This window comes from Leucobacter sp. gxy201 (assembly GCF_051043335.1).
Classification (GTDB): Bacteria; Actinomycetota; Actinomycetes; order Actinomycetales; family Microbacteriaceae; genus Leucobacter.
The window spans coordinates 179,569-203,595 of record NZ_JAMXWS010000006.1; the positions used below are offsets into that span (position 1 = coordinate 179,569).

21 protein-coding genes, 1 tRNA gene and 1 pseudogene are annotated in these 24,027 nt (G+C 67.8%); 19 read left to right on the top strand and 4 right to left on the bottom strand.

Annotated elements, in window-relative coordinates; translation table 11 throughout:
- Window positions 1-117: 117 nt before the first annotated feature.
- The 14 genes and pseudogenes from pyrR to NHL51_RS11545 form a co-directional block, all read left to right on the top strand.
- A pseudogene (gene pyrR, locus NHL51_RS11480) lies at window positions 118-675 on the top strand (bifunctional pyr operon transcriptional regulator/uracil phosphoribosyltransferase PyrR); the annotation flags it as partial.
- The gene (locus NHL51_RS11485) at window positions 672-1,655 is read left to right on the top strand and encodes an aspartate carbamoyltransferase catalytic subunit (protein ID WP_434143907.1); all 984 of its coding nucleotides are present in this window, start codon (window positions 672-674) and stop codon (window positions 1,653-1,655) included. The pseudogene pyrR and the gene NHL51_RS11485, both read left to right, overlap by 4 nt.
- Window positions 1,652-3,031 carry a dihydroorotase gene (locus tag NHL51_RS11490; RefSeq protein ID WP_434143909.1) on the top strand — a complete coding sequence of 460 codons (1,380 nt, stop codon included), beginning with the start codon at window positions 1,652-1,654 and terminating at the stop codon, window positions 3,029-3,031. Before NHL51_RS11485 ends, NHL51_RS11490 begins: the two co-directional genes overlap by 4 nt.
- Window positions 3,028-3,582, top strand: a complete 555-nt coding sequence (locus NHL51_RS11495; protein WP_434143911.1) for a hypothetical protein — start codon at window positions 3,028-3,030, stop codon at window positions 3,580-3,582. Before NHL51_RS11490 ends, NHL51_RS11495 begins: the two co-directional genes overlap by 4 nt.
- Window positions 3,579-4,781, top strand: coding sequence for a glutamine-hydrolyzing carbamoyl-phosphate synthase small subunit (carA, locus tag NHL51_RS11500; protein WP_434143912.1), 1,203 nt, complete (start codon window positions 3,579-3,581; stop codon window positions 4,779-4,781). The genes NHL51_RS11495 and carA overlap by 4 nt, the downstream gene beginning before the upstream one ends.
- A 6-nt stretch (window positions 4,782-4,787) precedes the next feature.
- On the top strand, window positions 4,788-8,087 hold the full coding sequence (gene carB, locus NHL51_RS11505; protein ID WP_434143914.1) for a carbamoyl-phosphate synthase large subunit: 3,300 nt from the start codon (window positions 4,788-4,790) through the stop codon (window positions 8,085-8,087).
- Window positions 8,084-8,950 (top strand): orotidine-5'-phosphate decarboxylase, encoded by an 867-nt coding sequence (pyrF, locus tag NHL51_RS11510; protein WP_434143916.1) that lies wholly within the window; start codon window positions 8,084-8,086, stop codon window positions 8,948-8,950. Before carB ends, pyrF begins: the two co-directional genes overlap by 4 nt.
- Window positions 8,951-8,976: 26 nt before the next feature.
- Window positions 8,977-9,900: a guanylate kinase gene (gene gmk, locus NHL51_RS11515; protein ID WP_434143918.1), complete on the top strand. Its 924-nt coding sequence runs from the start codon at window positions 8,977-8,979 to the stop codon at window positions 9,898-9,900.
- Between the two features lie 5 nt (window positions 9,901-9,905).
- Window positions 9,906-10,841: a DMT family transporter gene (locus NHL51_RS11520; protein ID WP_434143919.1), complete on the top strand. Its 936-nt coding sequence runs from the start codon at window positions 9,906-9,908 to the stop codon at window positions 10,839-10,841.
- 189 nt (window positions 10,842-11,030) lie between these two features.
- Entirely contained in the window at window positions 11,031-12,062 is a 1,032-nt protein-coding gene (locus NHL51_RS11525; RefSeq protein ID WP_434143920.1) for an iron-siderophore ABC transporter substrate-binding protein, read from the top strand.
- A 50-nt stretch (window positions 12,063-12,112) separates the two neighbouring features.
- Window positions 12,113-13,123: a FecCD family ABC transporter permease gene (locus NHL51_RS11530; RefSeq protein WP_434143921.1), complete on the top strand. Its 1,011-nt coding sequence runs from the start codon at window positions 12,113-12,115 to the stop codon at window positions 13,121-13,123.
- On the top strand, window positions 13,120-14,187 hold the full coding sequence (locus NHL51_RS11535) for a FecCD family ABC transporter permease (RefSeq protein WP_434143922.1): 1,068 nt from the start codon (window positions 13,120-13,122) through the stop codon (window positions 14,185-14,187). The genes NHL51_RS11530 and NHL51_RS11535 overlap by 4 nt, the downstream gene beginning before the upstream one ends.
- Window positions 14,184-15,050 (top strand): ABC transporter ATP-binding protein, encoded by an 867-nt coding sequence (locus NHL51_RS11540; RefSeq protein ID WP_434143924.1) that lies wholly within the window; start codon window positions 14,184-14,186, stop codon window positions 15,048-15,050. The genes NHL51_RS11535 and NHL51_RS11540 overlap by 4 nt, the downstream gene beginning before the upstream one ends.
- 23 nt (window positions 15,051-15,073) lie before the next feature.
- A complete protein-coding gene (locus NHL51_RS11545) occupies window positions 15,074-16,045 on the top strand; it encodes a siderophore-interacting protein (protein ID WP_434143925.1) in 972 nt (323 codons plus the stop codon).
- On the opposite strand, the gene NHL51_RS11550 is transcribed toward NHL51_RS11545, so the two are convergent.
- Window positions 16,005-16,676, bottom strand: coding sequence for a DNA-3-methyladenine glycosylase (locus tag NHL51_RS11550; protein WP_434143927.1), 672 nt, complete (start codon window positions 16,674-16,676; stop codon window positions 16,005-16,007). The genes NHL51_RS11545 and NHL51_RS11550 overlap by 41 nt on opposite strands.
- Before the next feature lie 56 nt (window positions 16,677-16,732).
- On the bottom strand, window positions 16,733-17,317 hold the full coding sequence (locus tag NHL51_RS11555) for a hypothetical protein (protein ID WP_434143929.1): 585 nt from the start codon (window positions 17,315-17,317) through the stop codon (window positions 16,733-16,735).
- A 158-nt stretch (window positions 17,318-17,475) separates the two neighbouring features.
- Between NHL51_RS11555 and NHL51_RS11560 the strand changes: the two genes are divergently transcribed.
- The 4 genes from NHL51_RS11560 to NHL51_RS11575 all read left to right on the top strand — a co-directional run bounded on the left by NHL51_RS11560 (window position 17,476) and on the right by NHL51_RS11575 (window position 21,091).
- A complete protein-coding gene (locus tag NHL51_RS11560; RefSeq protein WP_434143931.1) occupies window positions 17,476-19,134 on the top strand; it encodes an HNH endonuclease signature motif containing protein in 1,659 nt (552 codons plus the stop codon).
- A gap of 37 nt (window positions 19,135-19,171) precedes the next feature.
- On the top strand, window positions 19,172-19,462 hold the full coding sequence (locus NHL51_RS11565; protein ID WP_434143932.1) for a hypothetical protein: 291 nt from the start codon (window positions 19,172-19,174) through the stop codon (window positions 19,460-19,462).
- Between the two features lie 565 nt (window positions 19,463-20,027).
- Window positions 20,028-20,101: transfer RNA gene (locus NHL51_RS11570), tRNA-Ile, on the top strand.
- Window positions 20,102-20,200: 99 nt separating this feature from the next.
- Complete coding sequence (locus NHL51_RS11575; protein WP_434143933.1) at window positions 20,201-21,091, top strand: hypothetical protein; 891 nt, start codon at window positions 20,201-20,203, stop codon at window positions 21,089-21,091.
- Here the strand turns inward: NHL51_RS11575 and NHL51_RS11580 are convergent.
- Window positions 21,037-21,834 carry a hypothetical protein gene (locus tag NHL51_RS11580; RefSeq protein WP_434143935.1) on the bottom strand — a complete coding sequence of 266 codons (798 nt, stop codon included), beginning with the start codon at window positions 21,832-21,834 and terminating at the stop codon, window positions 21,037-21,039. The genes NHL51_RS11575 and NHL51_RS11580 overlap by 55 nt on opposite strands.
- Window positions 21,835-22,084: 250 nt before the next feature.
- Window positions 22,085-22,534: a MarR family winged helix-turn-helix transcriptional regulator gene (locus tag NHL51_RS11585; RefSeq protein WP_434143937.1), complete on the bottom strand. Its 450-nt coding sequence runs from the start codon at window positions 22,532-22,534 to the stop codon at window positions 22,085-22,087.
- A gap of 160 nt (window positions 22,535-22,694) precedes the next feature.
- Here NHL51_RS11585 and NHL51_RS11590 point away from each other — a divergent pair, with 160 nt between their 5' ends.
- The gene (locus NHL51_RS11590) at window positions 22,695-23,918 is read left to right on the top strand and encodes an MFS transporter (RefSeq protein WP_434143939.1); all 1,224 of its coding nucleotides are present in this window, start codon (window positions 22,695-22,697) and stop codon (window positions 23,916-23,918) included.
- The last annotated feature ends 109 nt before the right edge of the window (window positions 23,919-24,027 follow it).

Sequence of the window (24,027 nt, forward strand, 5' to 3'; positions counted from 1 at the left end):
GCACTCGGGTCGACGAACTCGAGCCCGCACTCGGCGGGAATACCGCCGTGCGTGCGCTAAGATGGCAGAGCTGCAGCTTTTCTTTAACTCCCGTCCCGTGAGGCGGAGAAGGGGGGCTCGAATATGGGAACGCGAACGGTACTCGACGGTGCCGAGATCTCGCGGGCGCTGACTCGAATCTCGCACGAAATCATCGAGGCCAACAAGGGCGTGGACGACCTCGTGCTGGTCGGCATTCCGACCCGCGGCACGCTGCTCGCGCACCGCATCGCCGCCCACATCGCCCGCATCGAGGGCGTGGACGTGCCGGTCGGCAGCCTCGACGTCACCATGTACCGCGACGATCTCGCGACGAACCCGACGCGGGCGCCGCAGCCGACCGATATGCCGGTCGCGGGCATCGATGACGCCACCGTCGTGCTCGTCGACGACGTGCTCTACTCCGGTCGCACCGTGCGCGCCGCGCTCGATGCCCTGAACGACCACGGCCGCCCGCGCGCCGTGCGCCTCGCGTCGCTCATCGACCGCGGGCATCGCGAGCTGCCCATCCGCGCCGACTACATCGGCAAGAACCTCCCGAGCGCGAAGCACGAGCGCATCTCGGTGCGCCTCGAGGAGTTCGACGGCGATGATTCCGTGACCATCGGCTCGGGGAACGAGGGCGACGACGCATGAGGCACCTGCTCGACACCCGCACCCTCACCCGCGACGAGGCCATCCTCATCCTCGACACCGCCGAGGACATGGCCGCCACGCAGCAGCGCGACGTGAAGAAGCTGCCCGCACTGCGCGGCAAGACCGTGGTGAACCTTTTCTTCGAGGATTCGACGCGTACGCGCATCTCGTTCGAGGCGGCCGCCAAGCGGCTCTCGGCCGATGTCATCAACTTCAGCGCGAAGGGATCATCGGTCTCGAAGGGCGAGTCGCTGAAGGACACCGCTCAGACCCTGCAGGCTATCGGCGCCGATGGCGTCGTCATCCGCCACCCGGCATCGGGAGCGCCCGACCGCCTCGCTCGCAGTGGCTGGATCGATGCGGGCGTGCTGAACGCCGGCGACGGCACCCACGAGCACCCGACGCAGGCCCTGCTCGACGCGTTCACGATGCGCCGCCGGCTCTTCGGCGGGCAGAGCCGCGGTCGCGATCTCGACGGCGTCTCGGTCGTCATCGTCGGCGACATCGCCCACTCGCGCGTCGCCCGCTCGAACCTCTGGCTGCTGAACGCGCTCGGCGCGAACGTCTCGTTCGTCGCCCCCGAGACCCTGCTCCCGTACGGCGCGCGCGCCTGGCCCGTGAAGATCCACCACTCGCTCGACGCCGCGCTGCGCGAGGAGAAGCCCGACGTGGTCATGCTGCTGCGCATCCAGACCGAGCGCATGCACGCCGCGTTCTTCCCGAACGAGCGCGAGTACGCCCGCAACTGGGGCCTCGACGACCTGCGCCTCGCGGGGCTCGAGGAGCGCGCCATCGTCATGCACCCCGGCCCGATGAACCGCGGCCTCGAGATCTCGTCGAAGGCCGCCGACTCCGCTCGGTCGACCGTGCTCGAGCAGGTCGCGAACGGCGTTTCCGTGCGCATGGCCGCGCTCTACCTGCTGCTCTCCGGCGAACGCCCCGACCCTGCAGCGCCGACCGACCCGAGGAGGACTCCATGAGCAACCCCGACATCCTGATCCGCGGAGCGCGCATCGCGGCGGAGCTCACCGCCCCCGGAGCCGATATCTCGACCGCCGGCCCGGTCGACCTGCGCATCTCAGAGGGGCGCATCGTCGAGCGCGTCGCGCAGTCTGAGGGCGGCCTCGAGGCGCGCGACGACGAGCGCGTCATCGACGCCGACGGCCTCGTCGCGCTGACCGGACTCGTCGACCTGCACACCCACCTGCGCGAGCCGGGCTTCGAGCAGTCCGAGACGGTGCTCACCGGCACCCGCGCCGCCGCCGCCGGCGGGTTCACGAGCGTCTTCGCCATGGCGAACACGATGCCGGTGCAGGATACGGCTGGTGTCGTCGAGCAGGTGCAGGCCCTCGGCGATGCCGCGGGCTACGCGACGGTGCGCCCGATCGGCGCGGTCACCGAAGACCTCGCGGGAGAGCGGCTCAGCGAGATCGGCGCCATGGCGCAGTCGCGCGCGGGTGTCCGCGTGTTTTCCGATGACGGCAAGTGCGTGCACGACCCGCTGCTCATGCGCCGAGCGCTCGAGTACGTCAAGACCTTCGACGGCGTCATCGCGCAGCATGCGCAGGATCCGCGTCTGACCGAGGGCGCGCAGATGAACGAGGGATCCCTGTCCAGCGAACTCGGCCTCAAGGGCTGGCCCGCCGTCGCCGAGGAGTCGATCATCGCGCGCGACGTGCTGCTCGCCGAGCACATCGGGGCGCGCCTGCACATCTGCCACCTCTCGACCGCGGGGTCGATCGAGGTGATCCGCTGGGCGAAGGCCCGCGGCATCGCGGTCACCGCCGAGGTCACGCCCCATCACCTCATCCTGACCGAGGAGCTCGTGCGCAGCTACGACGCGCGGTACAAGGTCAACCCGCCGCTGCGGCGCGAGGAGGATGTACGGGCACTGCGCGCCGCAGTCGCCGAAGGCCTCATCGATATCATCGCCACCGACCACGCGCCGCACCCGACCGAGGCCAAGGAATGCGAGTGGGATGCCGCCGCGTTCGGCATGGTCGGTCTCGAATCGGCCCTGCCCATCGCGATGCTCACGCTCGTGAACGAGGGGCACGTGAGCTGGGCGGCGCTCGAAACGCTGCTCTCGCAGAAGCCGGCCGAGATCGGCCGCCTCGCGGACCACCCCACCGCGCTCACCGTCGGCGAGGTCGCCGATATCGCGCTCGTCGACCCGAGCGGCGCGAGCGAATTCGACCTGTCTCGCCTCGAGGGCCTCAGCGTGAACTCGCCGTTCCTCGGCATGGAACTGCCGGGACGCATCGCGTACACGGTGCGCCACGGGTACCTCACCCTCGACGACGGTCGCCTGGTCGAGCGCGATGCGGTCGCGGCGAACGCGGCGGCGGCACGATGAACACGTACGCGCTCGCCCTCGTCTTCGGCGCGCTCGCCATCCCGGCGCTCGGCGGCATGTGGTTCGCCTGGCGCGCCCGCGCCCGTCGCGACGCCGCGCTGCTCGACGAGACCCCGGTCCCGGCAGGCGAGCTCATCGCGAGCTTCTCCGGCGCCGGCTACGTCTCCACGACCCTCGCCGACGCGCCCCTCGAGCGCGTCGCGCTGCCGGGCCTGCGCTACAAGGGCGATGCCGATGTCGAAGTGCACCGCGACGGCGTCGTCATCTCCGTGACCGGCGAGCGCCCGGTCGGCATCGCGGCCGGGCGCATCATCGGCAGCGGCACCACGAACGCACGCATCGGCAAGGCCGTCGAACGCGACGGGCTCTCGCTGCTGCGCTGGCGTACCGGGGCCTCCGCATCGACCCCCGGCGCGGAGGCGCGCGACGTCGAATCGAGCTTCCGCTTCAACGACCCGGCCGAGCAGCTGAGATTCGCGACCGCGGTCGCCGAGCTCGCCGAACCCCATGATCCCACCACACCCCATCACACGACCCAGGAGGATGCGTGACCACGAACACCACTGAAGTGACGGTACCGCCGGCTTCCGCACGCCCCGAGGGTGCAGCGGTTCTGGTCTTCGAGGACGGCGCACGCTACCGAGGCCGCGCCTACGGCGCCACCGGGCGCACCCTGGGCGAGGTCGTGTTCTCGACGGGCATGACCGGCTACCAGGAGACGCTCACCGACCCCTCGTACGCGGGGCAGATCGTGCTCATGACGGCGCCGCACATCGGCAACACCGGCGTGAACGACACCGACAAGGAGTCGCGCAAGATCTGGGTCTCGGGCTTCGTCGTGCGAGACCCCGCCCGCCGCGTCTCGAACTTCCGCGCCGAGCGCTCGCTCGACGAAGACCTCGTGGCCGACGACGTCGTAGGCATCTCGGGCGTCGACACGCGTGCGATCACCCGCCACATCCGCTCGGCCGGCGCGATGCGCGCCGGCATCTTCTCGGGCGCCGACCTCGACCTGCCGGAGGAGGAGCAGCTGCGCCTCGTCATCGAGCAGGCCGGCATGGCGGGCAAGAACCTCTCGGACGCGGTCACGACCCCCGAGGCCTACGCAGTCGCCGCAGCCGAGAACACGGAGCGCATCGGGTCGATCGCGGTGCTCGATCTCGGCATCAAGCGCGCGACCGTGCAGTACCTCTCGGAGCACGGCTTCGACGTCACGGTGCTGCCCGCCTCGACGACGCTCGATGAACTGCGGGCGCTCGCCCCCGACGCGCTCTTCTACTCGAACGGCCCCGGCGACCCCGCGGCGAGCGACGCGCAGGTCGCCCTGCTGCGCCAGCTGCTGCGCGACGGGATGCCCTACTTCGGCATCTGCTTCGGCAACCAGCTGCTCGGTCGGGCCCTCGGCTTCGACACCTACAAGCTGCCCTTCGGCCACCGCGGCATCAACCAGCCGGTGCTCGACAAGCGCTCGGGCCGCGTCGAGATCACCGCGCAGAACCACGGCTTCGCCGTCTCGCTGCCGATCGACGGCGAGACCGATTCGCCCGAGGGCTTCGGGCGCGTGCAAGTCAGCCACTACAGCCTGAACGACGAGGTCGTGGAGGGGCTCGAGTGCCTCGACATCCCGGCCTTCTCGGTGCAGTTCCACCCCGAGGCGGCGGCGGGCCCGCACGACGCCTTCTACCTGTTCGATCGTTTCCGCGAGCTGGTCAAGGCCCGCGCTACCGCCACCACCGGCTCGGAGGCCTAACCCACTATGCCCAAGCGTTCAGACATCAACTCCGTCCTGGTCATCGGCTCCGGGCCGATCGTCATCGGCCAGGCGTGCGAATTCGACTACTCGGGCACGCAGGCCTGCCGCGTGCTCCGCGAGGAGGGCGTGCGCGTCATCCTCGTGAACTCGAATCCCGCGACGATCATGACCGACCCCGACTTCGCCGACGCCACCTACGTCGAGCCGATCACCCCCGAGGTGATCGAGACCATCATCGCGAAGGAGAAGCCCGACGCGATCCTGCCGACGCTCGGCGGCCAGACCGCGCTCAACGCGGCCATGGCGCTGCACGAGCAGGGCATCCTCGAGAAGTACGACGTCGAGCTCATCGGCGCCCGTCCCGAGGCCATCCAGCGCGGTGAGGATCGTCAGATCTTCAAGGACCTCGTGATCGAGAGCGGCGCCGACGTCGCGAAGTCGTACATCGCCAACACGGTCGAGGACGCGATCGAATACGCCAAGGATCTCGGCTACCCGCTCGTCGTGCGCCCGTCGTTCACCATGGGCGGCCTCGGCTCGGGCTTCGCCTACACGGAAGAGGAGCTCGTCCGCATCGTGCGCGACGGCCTCCACTACAGCACCACGACCGAAGTGCTGCTCGAGGAATCGATCCTCGGATGGAAGGAATACGAGCTCGAGCTCATGCGCGACCAGGCCGACAACTCGGTCGTCGTCTGCTCGATCGAGAACGTCGACGCCGTCGGCGTGCACACCGGCGACTCGATCACCGTCGCGCCGGCGCTCACGCTCACCGACCGCGAGTACCAGAAGCTGCGCGACATCTCGATCGACATCATCCGCTCGGTCGGCGTCGATACCGGCGGCTGCAACATCCAGTTCGCGATCGACCCGAAGACCGGCCGCGTCATCGTGATCGAGATGAACCCCCGCGTCTCGCGCTCGTCGGCGCTCGCCTCGAAGGCCACCGGCTTCCCGATCGCGAAGATCGCCGCGAAGCTCGCCCTGGGCTACCGTCTCGACGAGATCCCGAACGACATCACGCAGAAGACGCCGGCGAGCTTCGAGCCCGCGATCGACTACGTCGTCGTGAAGACGCCCCGCTTCGCGTTCGAGAAGTTCCCGGCCGCCGACGACACGCTCACCACGACCATGAAGTCGGTCGGCGAGGCGATGGCGATCGGCCGCAACTTCACCACCGCGCTGCAGAAGTCGTTGCGCTCGCTCGAGAAGCGCGGCACCTCGTTCCACTGGGGCGCCGAGACCCGCACGGTCGAGGAGCTGCTCGAGTCGATGCGCCGCCCGACCGACGGCCGCATCGTCGACATCCAGCAGGCCCTGCGCCTCGGCGCGACCATCGAGCAGATCTTCGAAGCGACCGCCATCGATCCCTGGTTCGTCGACCAGATCGTGCTCATCAACGAGGTCGCCGAGCGCATCGTAGCGGCGTCGCAGCTCAGCTACGACGCGCTGTACGAGGCGAAGGACCACGGCTTCTCGGACGCGCAGATCGCGCAGCTGCGCGGCGTCAGCGAGTCCGAGATCCGCGGGCTCCGCCACGGTCTCGGACTGCGCCCGGTCTTCAAGACCGTCGATACCTGCGCAGGCGAGTTCCCGGCGCTCACGCCCTACCACTACTCCTCGTACGACCAGGAGACCGAGGTCGAACCCTCGGACCGCAAGAAGATCGTCATCCTCGGTTCGGGCCCGAACCGCATCGGTCAGGGCGTCGAGTTCGACTACTCGTGCGTGCACGCCTCCTTCGCGCTGAGCGAGGCGGGCTACGAGACCGTGATGATCAATTGCAACCCCGAGACCGTGTCGACCGACTACGACACGAGCGATCGCCTCTACTTCGAGCCGCTCACGCTCGAGGACGTGCTCGAGGTCATCCACGCGGAACAGGCATCGGGCGAGGTCGTCGGCGTCGTCGTGCAGCTCGGCGGCCAGACGGCCCTCGGCCTCGCGCAGCCGTTGAAGGATGCGGGCATCCCGATCCTGGGCACGACCCCCGAGGCGATCGATCTCGCCGAGGAGCGCGGCGCCTTCGCCGAGATCCTCGACCGCGCGGGCATCCTCGCTCCGCGCAGCGGCACCGCGATCGACGAGGAGGGCGCCATCCGCGTCGCCGAGGAGATCGGCTACCCGGTGCTCGTGCGCCCGTCGTTCGTGCTCGGCGGCCGCGGTATGGAGATCGTCTACGACACCGAGTCGCTGCACGGCTACTTCGAGCGCATCGCCGGTCATGCTCTGGTCGGCCCCGGCCACCCGCTGCTCATCGACCGCTTCCTCGACGACGCGATCGAGATCGACGTCGACGCGCTCTACGACGGCGAGCAGCTCTACGTCGGCGGCGTGATGGAGCACATCGAAGAGGCGGGCGTGCACTCGGGCGACTCGAGCTGCACGCTGCCGCCCGTCACGCTCGGCCACGCCGAGATCGGCCGTGTGCGCGAGGCCACTCACGGCATCGCCGAGGGCATCGGCGTGCGGGGCCTGCTCAACGTGCAGTTCGCGATCGCGCAGGGCGTGCTCTACGTGCTCGAGGCGAACCCGCGTGCGAGCCGCACCGTGCCATTCGTGTCGAAGGCGCTCGGCATCCCGCTCGCGAAGGCCGCATCCCGCATCATGGCCGGCGAGAGCATCCAGCAGCTCATCGATGCGGGCATCCTGCCCGAGCGCGACGGTTCGCGCGTCGCCATCGACGCCCCGATCGCCGTGAAGGAGGCCGTGCTGCCGTTCAAGCGCTTCCACACGCACGACGGCCGCGTGGTCGATTCCCTGCTCGGGCCAGAAATGCGTTCGACCGGCGAGGTCATGGGCATGGATCGCGACTTCCCGACCGCATTCGCGAAGAGCCAGTCGGCGGCCGGTAGCGAGCTGCCGACCTCGGGCACGGTGTTCCTCTCGGTCGCCGACCGCGATAAGCGCTCGATCGTGCTGCCGGCGCTGCGCCTGCAGGAGCTCGGATACCGCATCCTCGCCACTCAGGGCACCCAGGTCGTGCTGGCGCGCAACGGCATCGACTCCGAGACGGTGCGCAAGCACTCGGCGCAGGCGGAGGGCGACACCATCGTCGACCTGATCAACCGCGGCGAGGTCGACATGGTCGTGAACACGCCGTCGGGCTCTTCGGCCCGCGCCGACGGGTACGAGATCCGCGCCGCATCGGTCGCGGCCGACAAGCCCATCTTCACGACGGTCTCCGAGCTCTCGGCGGCGGTCGGCGCGATCTCGGCGCAGAAGGTCGGCTTCGACGTGAAGTCGCTGCAGGAGTACCAGCTCGACCGCGATGCGGCGAGCGCGGAGGCGGCCTCGGCATGAGCCGGGCCTCCTTCGGCGACCGGCTCGCCGCGGAATTCGCGGCGGGCCGGCACCTCTGCGCCGGCATCGATCCCCATGCGCCGCTGCTCGACAGCTGGGGCCTCTCGGCCGACGCGGCAGGGGCCGAGCGCATGGGGCGCGAGGTCGTCGCGGCCGCAGCCGGGGTCGCCGCATGCGTGAAGCCGCAGGTGTCGTTCTTCGAGCGATTCGCTTCGCAGGGCTTCGCGGCGCTCGAGCGCGTGCTCGCGGATGCGCGGGATGCCGGGCTGATGGTCGTCGCCGATGCGAAGCGCGGCGACATCGGCTCGACGTTCGCGGCGTATGCGGAGGCGTGGCTCTCTCCCGGCTCGCCGCTCGAGGCCGACGCATTGACCGCGGCGCCCTATATGGGGTTCCGAACGCTCGCCGGCGCCTTCCCGTACGTGCGCGAGCACGGCAAGGGCCTCTTCGTGCTGGCGGCGACGTCGAACCCGGAGGCACGTGGGACCCAGCTCGCACTGCGCGCCGATGGCAGTACCGTCGCAGCGGCGATCGTGGACGATGCCGACGCCTGGAACGCCGATGCGCATCCCGATGCGGCCGTCGGCTCGATCGGAGTCGTGCTCGGGGCGACGCTGCGGCTCCCGGAGTTCGGGATCGACACCGCCCGTCCCCGTACGGGCCCGGCGCTGCCGGTGCTCGCACCGGGATTCGGCCATCAGGGCGCGCGCATCGAGGATGCCGCGAGTATCTTCGGTACGATCGGAGACGCAGTACTCGCGAACGAGTCGCGCAGCATACTCGTCGGGGGGCCCGAGGGGCTCTCCGGCAGGATTCGTTCCCGCGCAGCAGCGATCGCCGAGGCGATCGCGCTCGAGAACTAGGTCAGGCGGCTGGGAGGCCAATACGTATGAGCAGCAAGCAGGGGGCCGCGCAGGGCATGCCCGACGTCGACCGGGTCGCCGCGAACCGTGCGGCGGTCGAGGCGCGCAGGGCGCGCGCCGAACTCAAACGGCGACTGCGCGGCGGTGAAGTCTCGCCCCTGCGCGTGCTCGAACAGTCGCTGGTGCCCGGTGATATCGCGGCCACCCTCCGCATCACCGACTACCTGCTCTCGTTCCCGGCCATCGGCAGCGTGAAGGCCGAACGCATCAGGCAGAAGCTCGAGATATCCGATCGCAAGCGGCTCGGCGGGCTCGGCAAGCTCCAGCGACAGCGGCTCGAAGCCTTCGTGCGCGATCGCATCGGCGCCCCGGAGTCGGGGGAGCGGCCGCCGCTGACCGTGCTCGCGGGCCCGACCGCGGTGGGCAAGGGCACGGTCGCGGCGTACATCCGCGAGCACTACCCCGAGGTCCGCCTCTCGGTCTCCGCGACGACCCGGGCCCCCCGCCCGGGCGAGCACGAGGGCGAGCACTACTTCTTCGTCGACGACGAGGGGTTCGATCGCATGCTCGCGAGCGGCGACCTGCTCGAGTGGGCGACCGTGCACAACAAGTTCCGCTATGGCACTCCGCGCGGGCCGGTCGTCGAGGCCGCCGAGCGCGGCGAGCCGATGCTGCTCGAGATCGACCTGCAGGGCGCGCGCCAGGTCCGCGCGAGCATGCCCGAGGCGCGGCTCGTCTTCCTCGCCCCGCCGAGCTGGGACGAACTCGTGTCGAGACTCGTCGGCCGCGGCACCGAGGGGGCGGAGGAGCGCGCACGCCGCCTCGAGACCGCCAAGGTCGAACTCGCATCCGCGTCGGAGTTCGACGAGATCATCGTCAACGACGAGGTTCCCCGCGCTGCGGCGCGTCTCGTCGCGCTCATGCGAGGTGAACGGCCCGAGGGCGGCTGATCGCCGTGCCAGAGTCCGTGCAGCTGCTGAATCCGCAGCAGTTCCTCGGCATCCCGCTCGCGCTGCTCGGTGCGGCGCTGCTCGCGTTCGGGGCGCAGTACCAATCCCGCGGCCTCAACAAGGTCGAGCGCCTCCTCGGGAGCAGCGCCGGATCGGGGCTGTCCCTGCGGCACCTGAAGAGCATGCTGCGGCGCCCGTCGTGGGTGATCGGCACGCTGCTGCTCGGTCTCGCCGTCGTCTTCCAGGTCGGTTCGCTCTCCCTGTCGCCGCTCATCATCGTGCAGCCGATCGGCGTCGTCGGGCTCGTCATCACCTCGGTGCTGAACTCCCGCATCAGCGGGGTGCGCCTCGGCAAACGCGTACGCGCCTCGATCTCGCTCGCGGTGGTCGGCATCGTCGTCTTCGTCAGCGTCGCCGCGTTCACGGCTTCGGATCGCCCGGTGACCGATGCGAAGCTCATCACCATCTTGATCGTGTTCGCCATCGTGCTCCTCGCCGCGCTCCTCCTGTTCGTCCTGTTCCGGCATCGCGGTATCGCGCTCATCTACATCGTCGGCGCGGGCGTGCTCTACGGCTTCGTCGCGACGTTCGCGAAATCCGTGATCGGCCGTTTCCAGCAGCACGACATCGAGTGGCTGACCTGGCTGTGCGTGCTCGCACTCGTCGTCGGGGCGCTGCTCGGCATGGTGTTCGTGCAGAACGCCTACTCTTCGGGCCCTCCCGACCTCGTCGTGGCGGGGCTGACCGTCATCGATCCCATCGTGGCGGTGCTGATCGGCATCATCGTGCTGCACGAGGCGGCATACGCGCCGACGTGGGCATATGCGGTATTCATCGTCTCGGGCGCGATCGCGGTGATCGGCGTGCTCGGCCTCGCGAAGTTCCACCCGCAATCCGGCCAGACCGTCCTCGATGATCGTTCGGCTCCGGAAGCGGCCTGACGAGGGCTGCCGCACGCTTCGCAACCCGCTGTTCGGGGTCGCGACCATTGGTGATTTCGTGGTGCCTCGAAGCGCGGCACTTGCATTCGACCATTCATCTGATGATAACTTAGGTGTGCCTAAGTCTCATGTGATGAAGTGTCGCATGAGCGCGTGCCGCACCGCGGCTGCTCTCGAAAGGATCACGAATTGCGTTTCTCACGACTCTGCGGCGCCGTTATCGCCGCCGCCGCGCTGCTCGCCGCCTCCGCATGCTCATCGACCGGGGCGGCCGAGCCGGCGGGCGGCGACGGCGGGGCCGGGTTCCCCATCACGATCGAGCACGCCCTCGGCTCGACCACGATCTCGCAGAAGCCCGAACGCGTCGCGACGGTCGCCTGGTCGAATCACGAAGTGCCGCTCGCACTCGGCATCGTGCCCGTGGGCATGAGCGAGGCGACCTGGGGCGATGACGACGGCGACGGCGTGCTGCCCTGGGTCGAACAGAAGCTCGACGAGCTCGGCGCCGAGACGCCGGTGCTCTTCGACGAAACGGATGGCATCGACTTCGAGGCCGTGGCCGAGACCGAACCGGATGTGATCCTCGCCGCCTACTCCGGCCTGTCGTCGGAGGAGTACGAGACCCTGTCGAAGATCGCCCCGGTCGTCGCGTATCCCGAGACTCCGTGGGGCACCAGCCTCGAAGCCATGATCGCGCTGAACTCCGAGGCTCTCGGGCTCGCCGACGAGGGCGCCGCGCTGACGGCGGAGCTGCGCTCGACGACCGAGCAGGCGCTCGCCGAGCATCCCGAGCTCTCGGGCACGAAGGCGCTCTTCGCATTCATGAACCCGTCGGATCTCTCGAAGATCGGCTTCTACACGGTGCACGACACGCGCCCCGGATTCCTCGCGGATCTCGGTCTGCCGCAGCCGGACGCCGTCGAACGGGAGACGGCCGGCACCGACGAGTTCTACATCGAATACAGCTCCGATCTCGCCGACCGCTTCTCGGACGTCGATGTGTTCGTCACCTACGGAGATGCCGACGGCGATCTGGTCGAGCAGCTCCGGGCCGACCCGCTGATCTCGCAGATTCCTGCCGTAGCGCAGGGGCGCATTGCGATCCTCGAAGACGACACCCCGCTCGCCGCTTCCGCCAACCCGTCACCGCTCTCGATCGGATGGGGCATCGGGGAGTACTTCGCGGTGCTCGCGCAGGCCGCCGCCGAGAGCGGCGCGTGACGCTCGCCGACGCCGGTACGGCGCGTTCCTCCCGTGGGAGCGCGCCGTCCGTGTCGTATGCCCTGCAGCGGAGCGCGCTGCACCGAAGCGCCTGGTTCGCCCTGCTGCTCGTGCTGCTTCTCGCGCTGTGCATCGCATCCGTCGCCTTCGGAGCGCGCGGCGTCGACCTCGGCGAGATCTTCGGCGGCCTGCGGGGCGACGCGGGCTCCTTCGGCGAGGCCGCGGTCGCGAAGCGCATCCCGCGCACCGTGCTCGCAGCGATCGTCGGCGCGGCGCTCGCCATCTCCGGTGTCGCGATGCAGGCAGTGACGCGCAATCCGCTCGCCGAACCCGGCATCCTCGGCATCTCGGGCGGCGCCACTCTGGCGGTCATCGCCGCGATCACGTTCTTCGGCGCGCATCGGCCGTTCTCGCTCATGCTCATCGCGATCACCGGAGCGGCCGCTGCCGCAGCACTCGTCTACGCCATCGGCGCGATCGGCGGCGCCGCCGATCCGTTGAAGCTCGCACTCGCCGGGGCGGCATGCGCCGCGGCATTCATGTCGTTGACGACCGCGATCATGCTGCCGCGCGTCGATCTGCTGCGCACGTTCCAGTTCTGGCGCGTCGGGAGCATCGGCGGTGCGAGCTGGTCGAGCGTCGCGCTCGCGCTGCCGCTCATCTGCACCGGCGCCATCGTCTGCGCGGCGCTCGCGCGCGGCATGAACTCGCTCGCCCTCGGAGACGACCTCGCCAGCGGGCTCGGCGAACGGGTCGGGCGCACCCGCCTCGTCGCGGCGCTCGGGGCCGTGGTGCTCTGCGGCGCCGCGACCGCCGTCGCCGGGCCCATCGCCTTCGTCGGGCTGGTGGTGCCCCACGTGTGCCGCACGCTGTCGGGGCCGGATCATCGCTGGCTGCTCGCGTTCTCGGCGGCGGCGGGCGCGTGCCTGCTCGTCGGCGCCGATGTGCTGGGGCGCGTCATCGCCCGTCCCGAGGAGATCGAGGTCGGCATCATCACCGCCTTCATCGGCGCCCCGTTCCTGATCTGGATCGTGCGACGCGGGCGGGTGAGCGCGCTATGAGCATCGCGGTCGCTCCGGCGGATCTCGCCGCGGTGCGGCGCCGCGATGGACGCCGTCACGCTCTCCGCATCGCGTTCGTCGTCGCGGGTCTCGTGCTCTGCTTCGCAGCGGATCTGATGCTCGGGCGCACCTTCACCGGCCCGGCCGAGCTCGTCGAGGTGCTGAGCGGCGAGCCCGTTCCCGGAGCTTCGTTCACCGTGCTCGAGCTCCGGCTTCCCCGAGCAGTGCTCGCGGTGCTCGGCGGTTTCGCGCTCGGCATGGCGGGTGCAGCGTTCCAGGGCATGCTCGGCAACCCGCTGGCGTCGCCCGACATCCTCGGCATCAGCGCCGGCGCCGGCACCGCCGCCGTACTCGCGATCCTCGTACTCGGATGGAACGACACGGCCACCGCGATCGTCGCGCTCATCGGTGCTCTCGTCACGGCAGCCGTCATCTTCTCGGTCTCCGGATTCGGCGGGCGCGAGGCGGCAACCGTATCCGGCGTCGGCGGCTTCGCGGGTACGCGGTTCATACTGATCGGCGTCGGCCTCGCCGCGATGCTGCAGAGCACGACCTCGTACCTCATCGCGCGTTCGGCCGAGTGGGATATGCAACGGGCGATGCAGTGGCTGAGCGGAAGCATCAACGGCGCGGCCTGGGAGCGCGTCCTGCCGCTCGCCGGTGCCGTCGCCGTGCTCGTGCCGATCCTGCTGCTGCGGTCCGCGCGACTCGAGGTGCTCCGTCTCGGGCCGAGCGCCGCGACCGCACTCGGCATTCCGGTCGCGCGCACCCGCGCGCTCCTGCTCGTCACCGCAGTGGCGCTTCTCGCCTTCGCGACGTCGGCGTGCGGGCCGATCATGTTCGTGTCGTTCATGGCCGGGCCGATCGCGCTGCGCCTGATCGGCAGCGCGCGGTCGCCGCTGCTCGCGGCCGGTCTCGTCGGCGCGCTGCTCGTGATCGCGGCCGATCTGATCGGGCAGCATCTCCTCGCCGAACGCTATCCGGTCGGCATCATCACGGGCGCGGTCGGTGCCCCGTACCTCGTCCTCCTCCTGATACGAATGAATCGCAAGGCCCGCGCATGACGCCCTCGAAGACCTCAGACGCCGTCGACCGAACCGGAGCCCGAACCGGGCTCCGCACCGAGGCGCTCAGCGTCGGGTACGGCGAACGCACGATCCTCGCCGATCTCGACATCGCCTTCGCGGCCGGACGCGTGACATCGATCGTCGGCGCGAACGGCAGCGGCAAGTCGACGCTGCTGCGCTCGTGCGCGCGCCTGTTGAAACCGTCGCGCGGCTCCGTACTGCTCGACGGAAGAGCCGTCGACGCGCTGCCGACGAAGGCGCTGGCGCGGCGCCTCGGGCTGCTCCCGCAGCACCCGATCGCGCCCGAGGGCATCACCGTCGCCGACCTCGTCGGCCGTGGGCGGCACCCTCACCAGGGGGCGCTCTCCCGATGGTCCGCCGCAGACTACGCCGCGGTCGCCTCGGCGCTCGAGGCGACGCGGCTCGGCGACCTCGTCGACCGTCCGGTCGACGAGCTGTCGGGCGGACAACGTCAGCGGGTCTGGATCGCGATGGCCCTCGCGCAGCAGACCGGGATACTGCTGCTCGATGAACCGACGACCTATCTCGATGTGGCGCACCAGATCGAGATCTTGGATCTGGTGCGCACGCTCAACCGCGATCGCGGCACGACGGTCGTCATGGTGCTCCACGACCTCAACCTCGCGGCGCGCTACTCGGACGAACTGATCGCGCTGCGCGACGGCTCTGTACGCGCGGCGGGAGACCCGCGCAGCGTGCTCGACGAAGCGCTCGTGCGCGAGGTGTTCGGCCTCGAAGCGCGAGTCATCCCCGACCCGGTCTCGGCGTCTCCGCTGGTCATCCCGATCGGAGAGTACCGCCCCGAAATGTCGTCGGCCGAGTGGTCGTCGGCCGAGTGATCCCTGCAGAGGAAGGAGCGACCATGCTCGAGAAGACCCCGCCGTTCGTCGCCGCGGTCGTGCACGTGGACGCGGTCGAACGCGTGTCACCGAGTTTCGTGCGAATCGTGCTCGCAGGCGACACCCTGCGCGGCATCGGGAATCCGGGCCGAACATTCGACCAGCGCATCAAACTCGTGTTCCCGGCGGCCGCGGGCAGAGCGCCCGTACTGCCGCCCGACACGACCGATTGGTACGCGGCCTGGCTTGCGGTGCCCGAGGCCGAGCGCGGCACGATGCGGACCTACTCGATCCGCGAAGTGCGGGTGGAGCCCGACGGCACGACCCGCCTCGTCGTCGATTTCGTGCTGCATCTGGTCGAAGGCGAGACCGGGCCTGCTTCATCATGGGCGAATGCCGCCGAAGCCGGCCACGAACTGCTGCTCGTCGCGCCGCGCAGAGGCCGGTTCGACGGCGGCGGCATCGAATTCGACACCGAGCGCACGGGGCGGCTGCTGCTCGCCGGCGATGAGACCGCGGCCCCGGCGATCGCGAGCATACTCGAAGACCTGCCCCGCGACGCGGTCGGCGCGGCGTTCATCGAGGTGCCGGAGCGCGCCGACGCCCTCGCGATCGACGCCCCGGTCGGCATCGCGGTGCATTGGCTCGCACGCGCGGGCGAAGCGCACGGCTCTCGTCTGCTGCCGGAGGTGCTCGAACACCTCGGGGTCGCACCCGATCGGGTGCGCTCACCGGGTGCTGCCGACGCCACGCGGCCCGCGAGTGCGAGCAGCGAGGATCTGCTCTGGGAGACTCCGAGCTACTCCGGGGCCGGGGAAACGGTCGATGAGCCGGATGCGCCTGGCGCAGCGCATTCGGACGACGCCTTCTGGATCGCCGGCGAGAGCGCGGTCGTCACGAAACTGCGGCGGCACCTCGTGAAGGATCTCGGGATTCCGCGCGCGCAGGTCGCATTCATGGGGTACTGGCGTCGCGGGGTCGCGATGAAGGGCTGATCACCGCGCCTCTTCCCGGCCTGAACGCCGAGACGGACGACTCGTTCGGCAGCCAGAAGCGCCACGGGAACTCGGGGCCGCCGGCGGCACCCGCGACGCCGACGCGCGGGCCGGACATCACCGCGGGAGGCTCGCCGTCGCGTGCGATGAGCGTGAACGGGGGAGCGAACAGGTCGAGGCCGTCGTGCTCGGTGCGCGTGATGCCGAGTGCGGAGGCGAGATTACCGGGGCCGCGTGCGAGCAAGCGGAGCGTCACCGGTGTCGCGCGGCGCTTCACCGAGCGGCGTTCGAACGCCAGCGGCGCTCCTTCGACGACCTCGCCGGCACGCAGCAGCACCCCGGATGCCGTGCCCTCGGGGGAGCAGACGAGGTTCACCGCGTAGTGCATGCCGTAGCTGAAGTAGACATAGGCATGTCCGGGCGGGCCGAACATGGAGGCGTTGCGTTCGGTGCGCCGATCCTTCGAATGGGAGCCCGCGTCGTACGGCCCCGGGGTTCCGACGCCGTGGTAGGCCTCGACCTCGGTGATGCGGATCGCGACCGTCCCCTCCGCGGAGTCGAGTCGCAGCACCGAACCGAGCAGGCGCGGGGCGACCTCGAGCGCGTGGGGTATGAAGAATGCGCGGTCCATGGTTCCATTCTGGCAGGATGCCCGGGAGGCGTGCTCTGAGCTTCTCGCGTGCGGGGTCACCGTGCGAGGCGCTCGCGTTCGCCGACCAGGGCATCCCGTACGCGGAGAATGGCGGGCGAGCGCTCGGTCAGGTCGGCGGCGGCGAGCAGACGGGCGCGCGCGGGGAGGTACCGCTCTTCGCGGAGCGCTCGGGCGCGCTCGGGATCGATCACGGCCAGGTCGGGGTTCGAGACGAGATTCCACGAGTTGTCCACGAGCTTCACCAGGCGCCCGAGCGGGTGCGCGCACGATCTCGTGATGAGATCGGGGTACGGTTCGCCGTTGCGGCGCGTCACGGAATCGACGGCGGAGACGACGCTCGGGTGGATGCCCTGCGCGGTCAGCGCATCGGGCGTGTACGGGGTGTCTTCGACGACGTCGTGGAGCCATGCGGCCGCCACGAGGTGCGGTGCGTTCGCGGCGTCGAGCGCGGTCGCGAGCGCTTCTGCGCCGTGCGCGATCGGGGTGAGATGCGCGTCGAAGTAGTCGCGATGCTGCTTGTCGCGCTGCGAGGCGTGAGCCGCCCGCGCGATCGCCATCGCCCGCGCAACGGTCGTCGGCATCTGCTCGCTTTCGGAGGGGTGGCCGGTTCGCGTGTTCATACAGGGATCTTCGCACCCCGCGACCGGGAGGTCGACCTTCTTCCTCCACAGGGTGGCGTTTCGGGCGGATTCGCCTGAATCGGGCGAGTTATCCACAATTCCTGATCAGAAGCATTTTTCGGGGTGCGGATGTCGGTGGGAACTGGGACAATGGAAGCATGTTCACCACCTCCGATCACGCGCCTCAGGGCCCGGGTTCCGTGCTCGCGGAATCCGGTACTTCCGGGGTGCGTGCCGGTGCTCGTGCCAGAGCTGGGGTGGGTGCTTCCGGCGGCCCTTCGGGGGCGGTGCCGGTGGGGGTGTTCGGGCCGGGCAGCCCGAACCTTGCAGCGTTGGACCGTGCGGTGTCGTGGGTCGAGGATATCGAGCGGCGCTCTCGCGCGCTCGAGGCGGAACGTCTGCGGGCGCACGCGTATGTGCGGGCCGTCGCTGCCGCCGAGGATGCGGGCCGGATTGCGGGGGAGCCGGGCTCGTGTGACGAGGCTTCGGTGGCGGGGAAGTCGGGGGATGGGCCGGTGGAGCGGTCGCTCGCATATCGGAGCGCGGTCGCTGACGTTGCCGCGTCTGCGCGGTTGTCGGAGCAGTCGGTGCAGCAGCGCATCGAGAATGCAGTCGAACTCACCACCCAGTACGCGCAGGTCGTGACCGCGCTCGAGGCGGGGGAGGTGGCGCCGCAGCATGCGGGCGTGATCGCGGAGGCCGGCCGCATCATCGGTATCCCCGGCAGTGCAGATACTTCGGAGATCTCGCAGCGTCGCCGGGAGTATGTGCGGCTCGTGCTCGACAAGGCCCGTACCGTGTCCCCGAACCAGCTGCGCCCCTATGCGCGCAGGGTTGCGGAGAAGTATGCGTGGGAATCGATCGACGACCGGCATGCACGCGAACAACGACACCGGCGGGTATGGATCGAGACCGCGAGCGACAGTATGGCGCTGTTGTGCGCGTATCTGCCGGTGGATCGGGCGCAAGCGATCTACACCCGGCTCACCCGTATGGCGCAAGCTACCGCCCAGGCCGAGGCGGCAGAGGCACGCGCAGCGCGGGAGGACACCCAGAAGCAGGGCACTGAACCGCCGGCGGTGCGGCCGCGGGGTGTGGGGGAGATCCGGGCGGATCTGCTCGCCGATTTCCTCGGCATCGACTTCACCACCGAAGCAGGCGCCGAGGCGGTCGCGGATGCGGCAGTGGCCGCGGAGTCGGCGGCTGCGGGGAATGTGCAGGGCATCGTGCAGGTGATCGTTCACGCGGACGACCTCGACACCGGCCTCGAACCCGACCTCGAACCCGACCTCGGCCCCGGCCTCGACACCGACATGGCACGCGACCCCGATGCTGAAGCATCCTCGGGCCCCGGGGCGCGACTGCAGTCCACGCTCCAGCCCGAGCTCGAGGGCTGCGGCCCCATCCCGGCCGACATGGCCCGCCGCATCGCGGGAGCCGCGACCTCATGGACGGAGATCACCGTGAATCCCGGTACCGGCGACATCCGTGAGGTCGCATCGCGGGTGCCGTCGGCGGATCAGAAGCGCAAGCTCCAGGTCCGAGACGCGCATTGCCGGTGGCCGGGCTGCAGGATGCCGGGGTTCCGCTGCGATATCGACCACACGATCGCCGTGCAAGACGGCGGCGAGACCGCGATGACGAACCTCGGGTACTTGTGCCGTAATCATCATCTCGTGAAGCATCACGGCGGCTGGCAGGTGGTCCAATTGCCGGACGCGACCTACGAATGGACCTCGCCGACCGACCGGAAGACCCGGACGGTGCCGGAGGGCCGGGTCAGGTTCGTCGAGACCGGCGAACCACCACCCTTCTAACTCGACACTCTCGCTTTCGATGTGATTGGGTTGACCCATGTCGCGAGCGAGTTTCACCTTCACCGTCGGAGTGCAGGAGCTTCATGCCGTCAGCGTAGACGTTGCTGGCTTGCGCAACCGCATCACCATTCGCGTAAACGACGCGATGGTCGTCGACAGCGGCGGCAACCTCGGTAACGTCATGCCGAACGTATTCGACTTCGAAGTCGGTGTGCATGAACGGCACATCGTCTCAGTACGTTTCATCGCTCAGCAGCGCATCGACGGCGGAGCTACGTACATCGACGTGTTCATCGACGGAAAGTACGCGTTCCGACAACCTTGGTGATTCCTACTCGACGGCATGTCGAGCACTTGTCAGCGGGGCGTGTGGGGTTTGAACCCAGGACCGAGGGACTGTGAGGTAGAAGCGCAGCGTATGAAGGGCAACGGATGGGTCACCTGACGTCCGAGTCGGCGCGATCCCCCCGTGAAGTGCCTCCTCGTGACAGCAAGCTCATCGTCGACATCAAGAACCACTTACTCGCCCATCCAAAATCAGGGCGATCAAAGGCGCTATTCTGGCCAGGGCGAGCTCCTGGCTCCTGTGAGATCGACTCTCGACACCTCTCCGCAATCACTTCAAGCCTGCTCTGCTGAGAGCCAAGCTTCCGAAGATGCGGATCCATGACCTACGACACACCGCGGCAAGCCTCTGGCTCGCGGCAGGCTTCTAGCCCCACGAAGTCAGCCGCTGGCTCGGCCACGCGAACGTCGCGACTACCGATGCGATCTACGCCCACCTCTATCCAGCCGGATACAGTGCTCAGCTCGCCCGATTCGAGGCCTTCAGAAGAGCGAGCGGAAACGGTCTGGCTGAGGGGGCCGTACCTATAGGATGGAAAAGTTGCCAGGGGGCGTTAGCTCAGTCGGTTAGAGCACTGGACTCATAATCCATCGGTCGCGGGTTCAAGTCCCGCACGCCCTACAGACTCCTTAGATATCGCTCTCTTTTTCCTTCGTGGTTGCTTTATCTGTAATTTTGCAATTGTGCAGTTCGCGAAATGACATGGGGTACATTCGCCATATGACAGAACCTGTGTCGGCGAGCCTTGCTGCAGCTAGTGCCGTAACTGGCATCCTCAATTCGGAGCCATCAAAGACAGCAGGACGACTCCTTGAACGAGTTCTGGGAAGGTCCGCGGACGCAATCGGAGATGCACTTGGAAGGTATACCGAGTACCGCCTCCGCAACGTGGGTCAGGTGCTAGAAAAAGCGGAAGGAAAGGCTCGCGGACGTGCTGGTGCTCCCCATCCGCGTGTAGCCCACCGCATATTGGAAGAGGGCTCATATGCTGAAGATGAAGTCATGGCGGAATACTTGTCTGGCGTGCTTGCCGCAAGTATGGATGAGGCAACTGATGACCGCGGCGTGGCGTGGGCGGCTCAAGTTTCAGACATGAGTGCGCTTCAGATCAGGATGCACTTCATCCTCTATCGAGAGTGGGCCACCGCCGCGTTACATTCGGGCTTGGCAGTTGGTCAGGAATCTGAGCGTAATAAGTTGGAGATTTCGATCGACTTGGATGAGGTTCTGAATGTGCTTGATCCTTGCGGAACTGAGCAAGCATCGGCGACCTTCGCCCATGTCCTCGGAGGTTTGAATCGCCTAGGTTTCGTCAGCACCTGGGGTTTCGGTCCTGTAGAAGCGTCGGAGAACGAGCAAATTTCTTGGGATATGGAGATGTTTGCAACAATGACTGCTTCCGGGATGGAGTTGTATGCCTGGGCCTTGGGCGAACCGAGCCTTGAACTTCATTCCTTTGGTGAGCTTGACCAACATGTCGCCTCCGTCCGTGTAGATCGGCCGAAGAACGTCGCATTCCCAAGGCTATCTATACCGTCTGAAGAAACTAGTGCGAGTCAGCCAGTTGATTCTTCAGGCCCGTCTTCTCTCTCAAGCAATACAAGATCGTAGATCGAGCACAATTCTGCCGCTGGGATTGTACTCAATTCCATCAAGCCTGCAACTAGTTTTCCGGTGCCAGTCAAATGGATCGAACTAAGATTCGTATCAATAAGAGGCAACCCAACTCTCGCCGTTTTGGTGCGCCCATATGTCAGCAGTTCACCGCCAATATCGGCCATTCTTATGAGGCGACTTCTCACGGTGTGAGTCTTCCAGTCCGCTGCCTTTTGAGGTTCAGACTTTGGAAGCGGATACTTCTCAGGCTGATCAACTATTGCGATTAGGCATAGCTCCAACCAGGAAAGCCCCTCCGCGGTCTGAAGAGCAAAGTTAGCCGTAGCGGAGTCGATTGTTGGGATGAATGCCACATTGGCAAGCAAATTTCCGAGAAAGGGCAGCTTTCTCTCTTCGAATGTTTGCATTGCTGCGAGTGTCACTCCTTCAGCAAACTCGTAACCGTACGAGTGTTCACCTTCGAAGAAGTCGTCCTCTCGAATGGACTCCCCGAGAACCTTCTTGGCGCTAATTACTGAGCCTGCGTAGAAGATCAATGCTCCTACACGGGCCTCCTGACGAGGGCTCAGTACTCTTGCGGCTATCTCGTTTCCGACTGCACCAAACAAAGACCCGGACATCGCTACGGCAGTACCTACTGGATCACCGCCAGATCCAAGGTATGTGCCAGCACCTATTCCAATTGTTTCAATACCTTTGGCGACGAGTCGGCGAAGTCCATTCGTTTCTGAGTCCACAACCAAAACTTACACGGAAGCCAAATGTGCGTGTCTCGCCCATTTCGACCGATGTCATGTGTCCATCTAGCTCATGGACAGGATTGATCGGAGGGGATCTCGCGGGGATTTACATCCGTGTAGTTACAGCGGATGCGCCGCGATCCCAGTAAGTACAAGGCCGAGAGCGACCGGGCCAAGAACACGACCGAAGGATTATGAGTCCTTTGCTCTAACCGACTGAGCTAACGCCCCTCACAACCGTTCCAGCCTACCGGACCAGCGCGGGGGACTGGAGCGCATGAGCGATCGGCGCGAGCTCGGGCTGCTCCTCCGCCTCGGCGAGCACCCGCTCGAGCGTGTCATCGTGCACCGGGCGGGCGAGTTCGTAGAGCTGCTGGCCAGCGGCAGTGAGCTCGGTGTAAATACCTCGGCGGTCGTCGGCGCACAGAATGCGGGTGAGTAGCCCGCGATCCTCGAGCCGCGTGACCAATCTCGTGGTGGCGCTCGGGCTCAGGGCGGTCGCGCGGGCCAACTGCTGCATGCGCATGTGCCAGCCATCCTGCCGATTGAGCGCGTCGAGCACGGTGTACTCGACGACCGACAGCTCTGCGACCCGACCGAGTTCGCGTTCGAGCTCAGCGTCGATCAGTCCGTGCAGCGCTGCGAGCGTCCGCCACCCGCGAGCGCGGATCTCGACCGCGTCGTCTGCGATGCCCATGATTCCCGCCTTTCGAAGCGTCCGGACGACGCTCGAGAAATAGTTGCTTGCGCTTGATAGTTGCGTGTGCAATGATTGTGTTCATCGACGCAATATCCCGCGTCTGCAATTAGATTACCAGAAGCCCGCCGCATACGGCAGGGCGGGAAGCAGGATTCTCGTGCCACTCGGACTCGTCGCCCTCGCGCTCGGCGCATTCGGCATCGGACTCACCGAGTTCGTCATCATGGGCCTGCTGCCCGAGGTCGCCGGCGACTTCGGGGTGAGCGAAGCCGCCGCGGGATGGCTGATCTCGGGCTACGCCCTCGGCGTCGTCGTCGGCGCGCTGGGGCTGACCGCCGTCACGACGAAGCTGCCGCGCAAGCCGGTGCTGCTCGGTCTGATCATTCTCTTCATCATCGGCAACACGCTCACCGCGCTCGCCACCGGCTACGACCTCGCGATGGTCGGTCGGGTGATCGCAGCGCTCAGCCACGGCGCCTACTTCGGCATCGGCTCGGTCGTCGCCGCCGGGCTCGTCGCCCCCGAGAAGCAGGCCAGCGCGATCGCGATGATGTTCACCGGACTCACCGCGGCGAACGTCTTCGGCGTCCCCTTCGGCACCTTCCTCGGTCAGCAGTTCGGCTGGCGCGCAACCTTCTGGGTCATCTCGGGCATCGGCGTGCTCGCGTTCATCGGCATCGCCGCCCTCGTCACGGCCCCGCCGCAGACGGGGGAGCAGGTGAGCCTGCGCAGCGAGCTGCGCGCGTTCCGTTCGGGCCAGGTCTGGCTCTCGCTCATCGTGACCGTGCTCGCCTACGGCGGCATGTTCGGCGCATTCACCTACATCGCCTACACGCTCACCGGCGTCTCGGGCTTCGCCTCGACGACGATCCCGTGGCTGCTCGTGCTCTTCGGCGTCGGACTCGTCGTCGGCAACTGGGCGGGCGGGCGCCTCGCCGGCCGTTCGATCGACGGCACGCTCATCGGCTTCATCGCCGCCCTCGTCGTCGTGCTCGCCGCATTCGGTCTGCTCGCCGGATCGCAGCCGGCGGTGATCGTCATCCTCGTACTCATGGGCGGTTTCGGCTTCGGCACCGTTCCGGGCCTGCAGAGCCGCATCATGCAGTACGCGGGCGGTGCACCCACGCTCGCCTCGGGTGCCAACATCGGCGCGTTCAACGTCGGCAATGCGCTCGGCGCCTGGGCCGGCGGCGTCGGCGTCGCGGCGGGCCTCGGCTATACCTCGCCGATCTGGATCGGCGCAGGCATCACGGCCCTCGCCCTCATCGTCATGGCGATCGCCGCCGTGGCCGAGGTCAGGAGCCGTGCAGCGCGAAGCGCCAGCATGGAGGGGGAGCGCTCGACGGCGATCCCTGCAGCTGAGCCTCTACCCGTCGCCTGAACGCAGCGGCCGAGCGGGCCAGCGACCTGCACACCGACTTCGATTCGTACACCACTGTGAGGCTTGTTCTTGGCTGGTCTGGGACTGGCTGGCAGGGTAGGCGTTGGCC

What these genes read in the sequence shown, in the direction of transcription:
- NHL51_RS11485 (WP_434143907.1), top strand. Translation starts at nt 672, where the DNA reads ATGAGGCACCTGCTCGACACCCGCACCCTCACCCGCGACGAGGCCATC.
- NHL51_RS11490 (WP_434143909.1), top strand. Translation starts at nt 1,652, where the DNA reads ATGAGCAACCCCGACATCCTGATCCGCGGAGCGCGCATCGCGGCGGAG.
- NHL51_RS11495 (WP_434143911.1), top strand. Translation starts at nt 3,028, where the DNA reads ATGAACACGTACGCGCTCGCCCTCGTCTTCGGCGCGCTCGCCATCCCG.
- carB (WP_434143914.1), top strand. Translation starts at nt 4,788, where the DNA reads ATGCCCAAGCGTTCAGACATCAACTCCGTCCTGGTCATCGGCTCCGGG.
- pyrF (WP_434143916.1), top strand. Translation starts at nt 8,084, where the DNA reads ATGAGCCGGGCCTCCTTCGGCGACCGGCTCGCCGCGGAATTCGCGGCG.
- gmk (WP_434143918.1), top strand. Translation starts at nt 8,977, where the DNA reads ATGAGCAGCAAGCAGGGGGCCGCGCAGGGCATGCCCGACGTCGACCGG.
- NHL51_RS11535 (WP_434143922.1), top strand. Translation starts at nt 13,120, where the DNA reads ATGAGCATCGCGGTCGCTCCGGCGGATCTCGCCGCGGTGCGGCGCCGC.
- NHL51_RS11540 (WP_434143924.1), top strand. Translation starts at nt 14,184, where the DNA reads ATGACGCCCTCGAAGACCTCAGACGCCGTCGACCGAACCGGAGCCCGA.
- NHL51_RS11545 (WP_434143925.1), top strand. Translation starts at nt 15,074, where the DNA reads ATGCTCGAGAAGACCCCGCCGTTCGTCGCCGCGGTCGTGCACGTGGAC.
- NHL51_RS11550 (WP_434143927.1), bottom strand. Translation starts at nt 16,676, where the DNA reads ATGGACCGCGCATTCTTCATACCCCACGCGCTCGAGGTCGCCCCGCGC.
- NHL51_RS11555 (WP_434143929.1), bottom strand. Translation starts at nt 17,317, where the DNA reads ATGAACACGCGAACCGGCCACCCCTCCGAAAGCGAGCAGATGCCGACG.
- NHL51_RS11560 (WP_434143931.1), top strand. Translation starts at nt 17,476, where the DNA reads ATGTTCACCACCTCCGATCACGCGCCTCAGGGCCCGGGTTCCGTGCTC.
- NHL51_RS11565 (WP_434143932.1), top strand. Translation starts at nt 19,172, where the DNA reads ATGTCGCGAGCGAGTTTCACCTTCACCGTCGGAGTGCAGGAGCTTCAT.
- NHL51_RS11575 (WP_434143933.1), top strand. Translation starts at nt 20,201, where the DNA reads ATGACAGAACCTGTGTCGGCGAGCCTTGCTGCAGCTAGTGCCGTAACT.
- NHL51_RS11585 (WP_434143937.1), bottom strand. Translation starts at nt 22,534, where the DNA reads ATGGGCATCGCAGACGACGCGGTCGAGATCCGCGCTCGCGGGTGGCGG.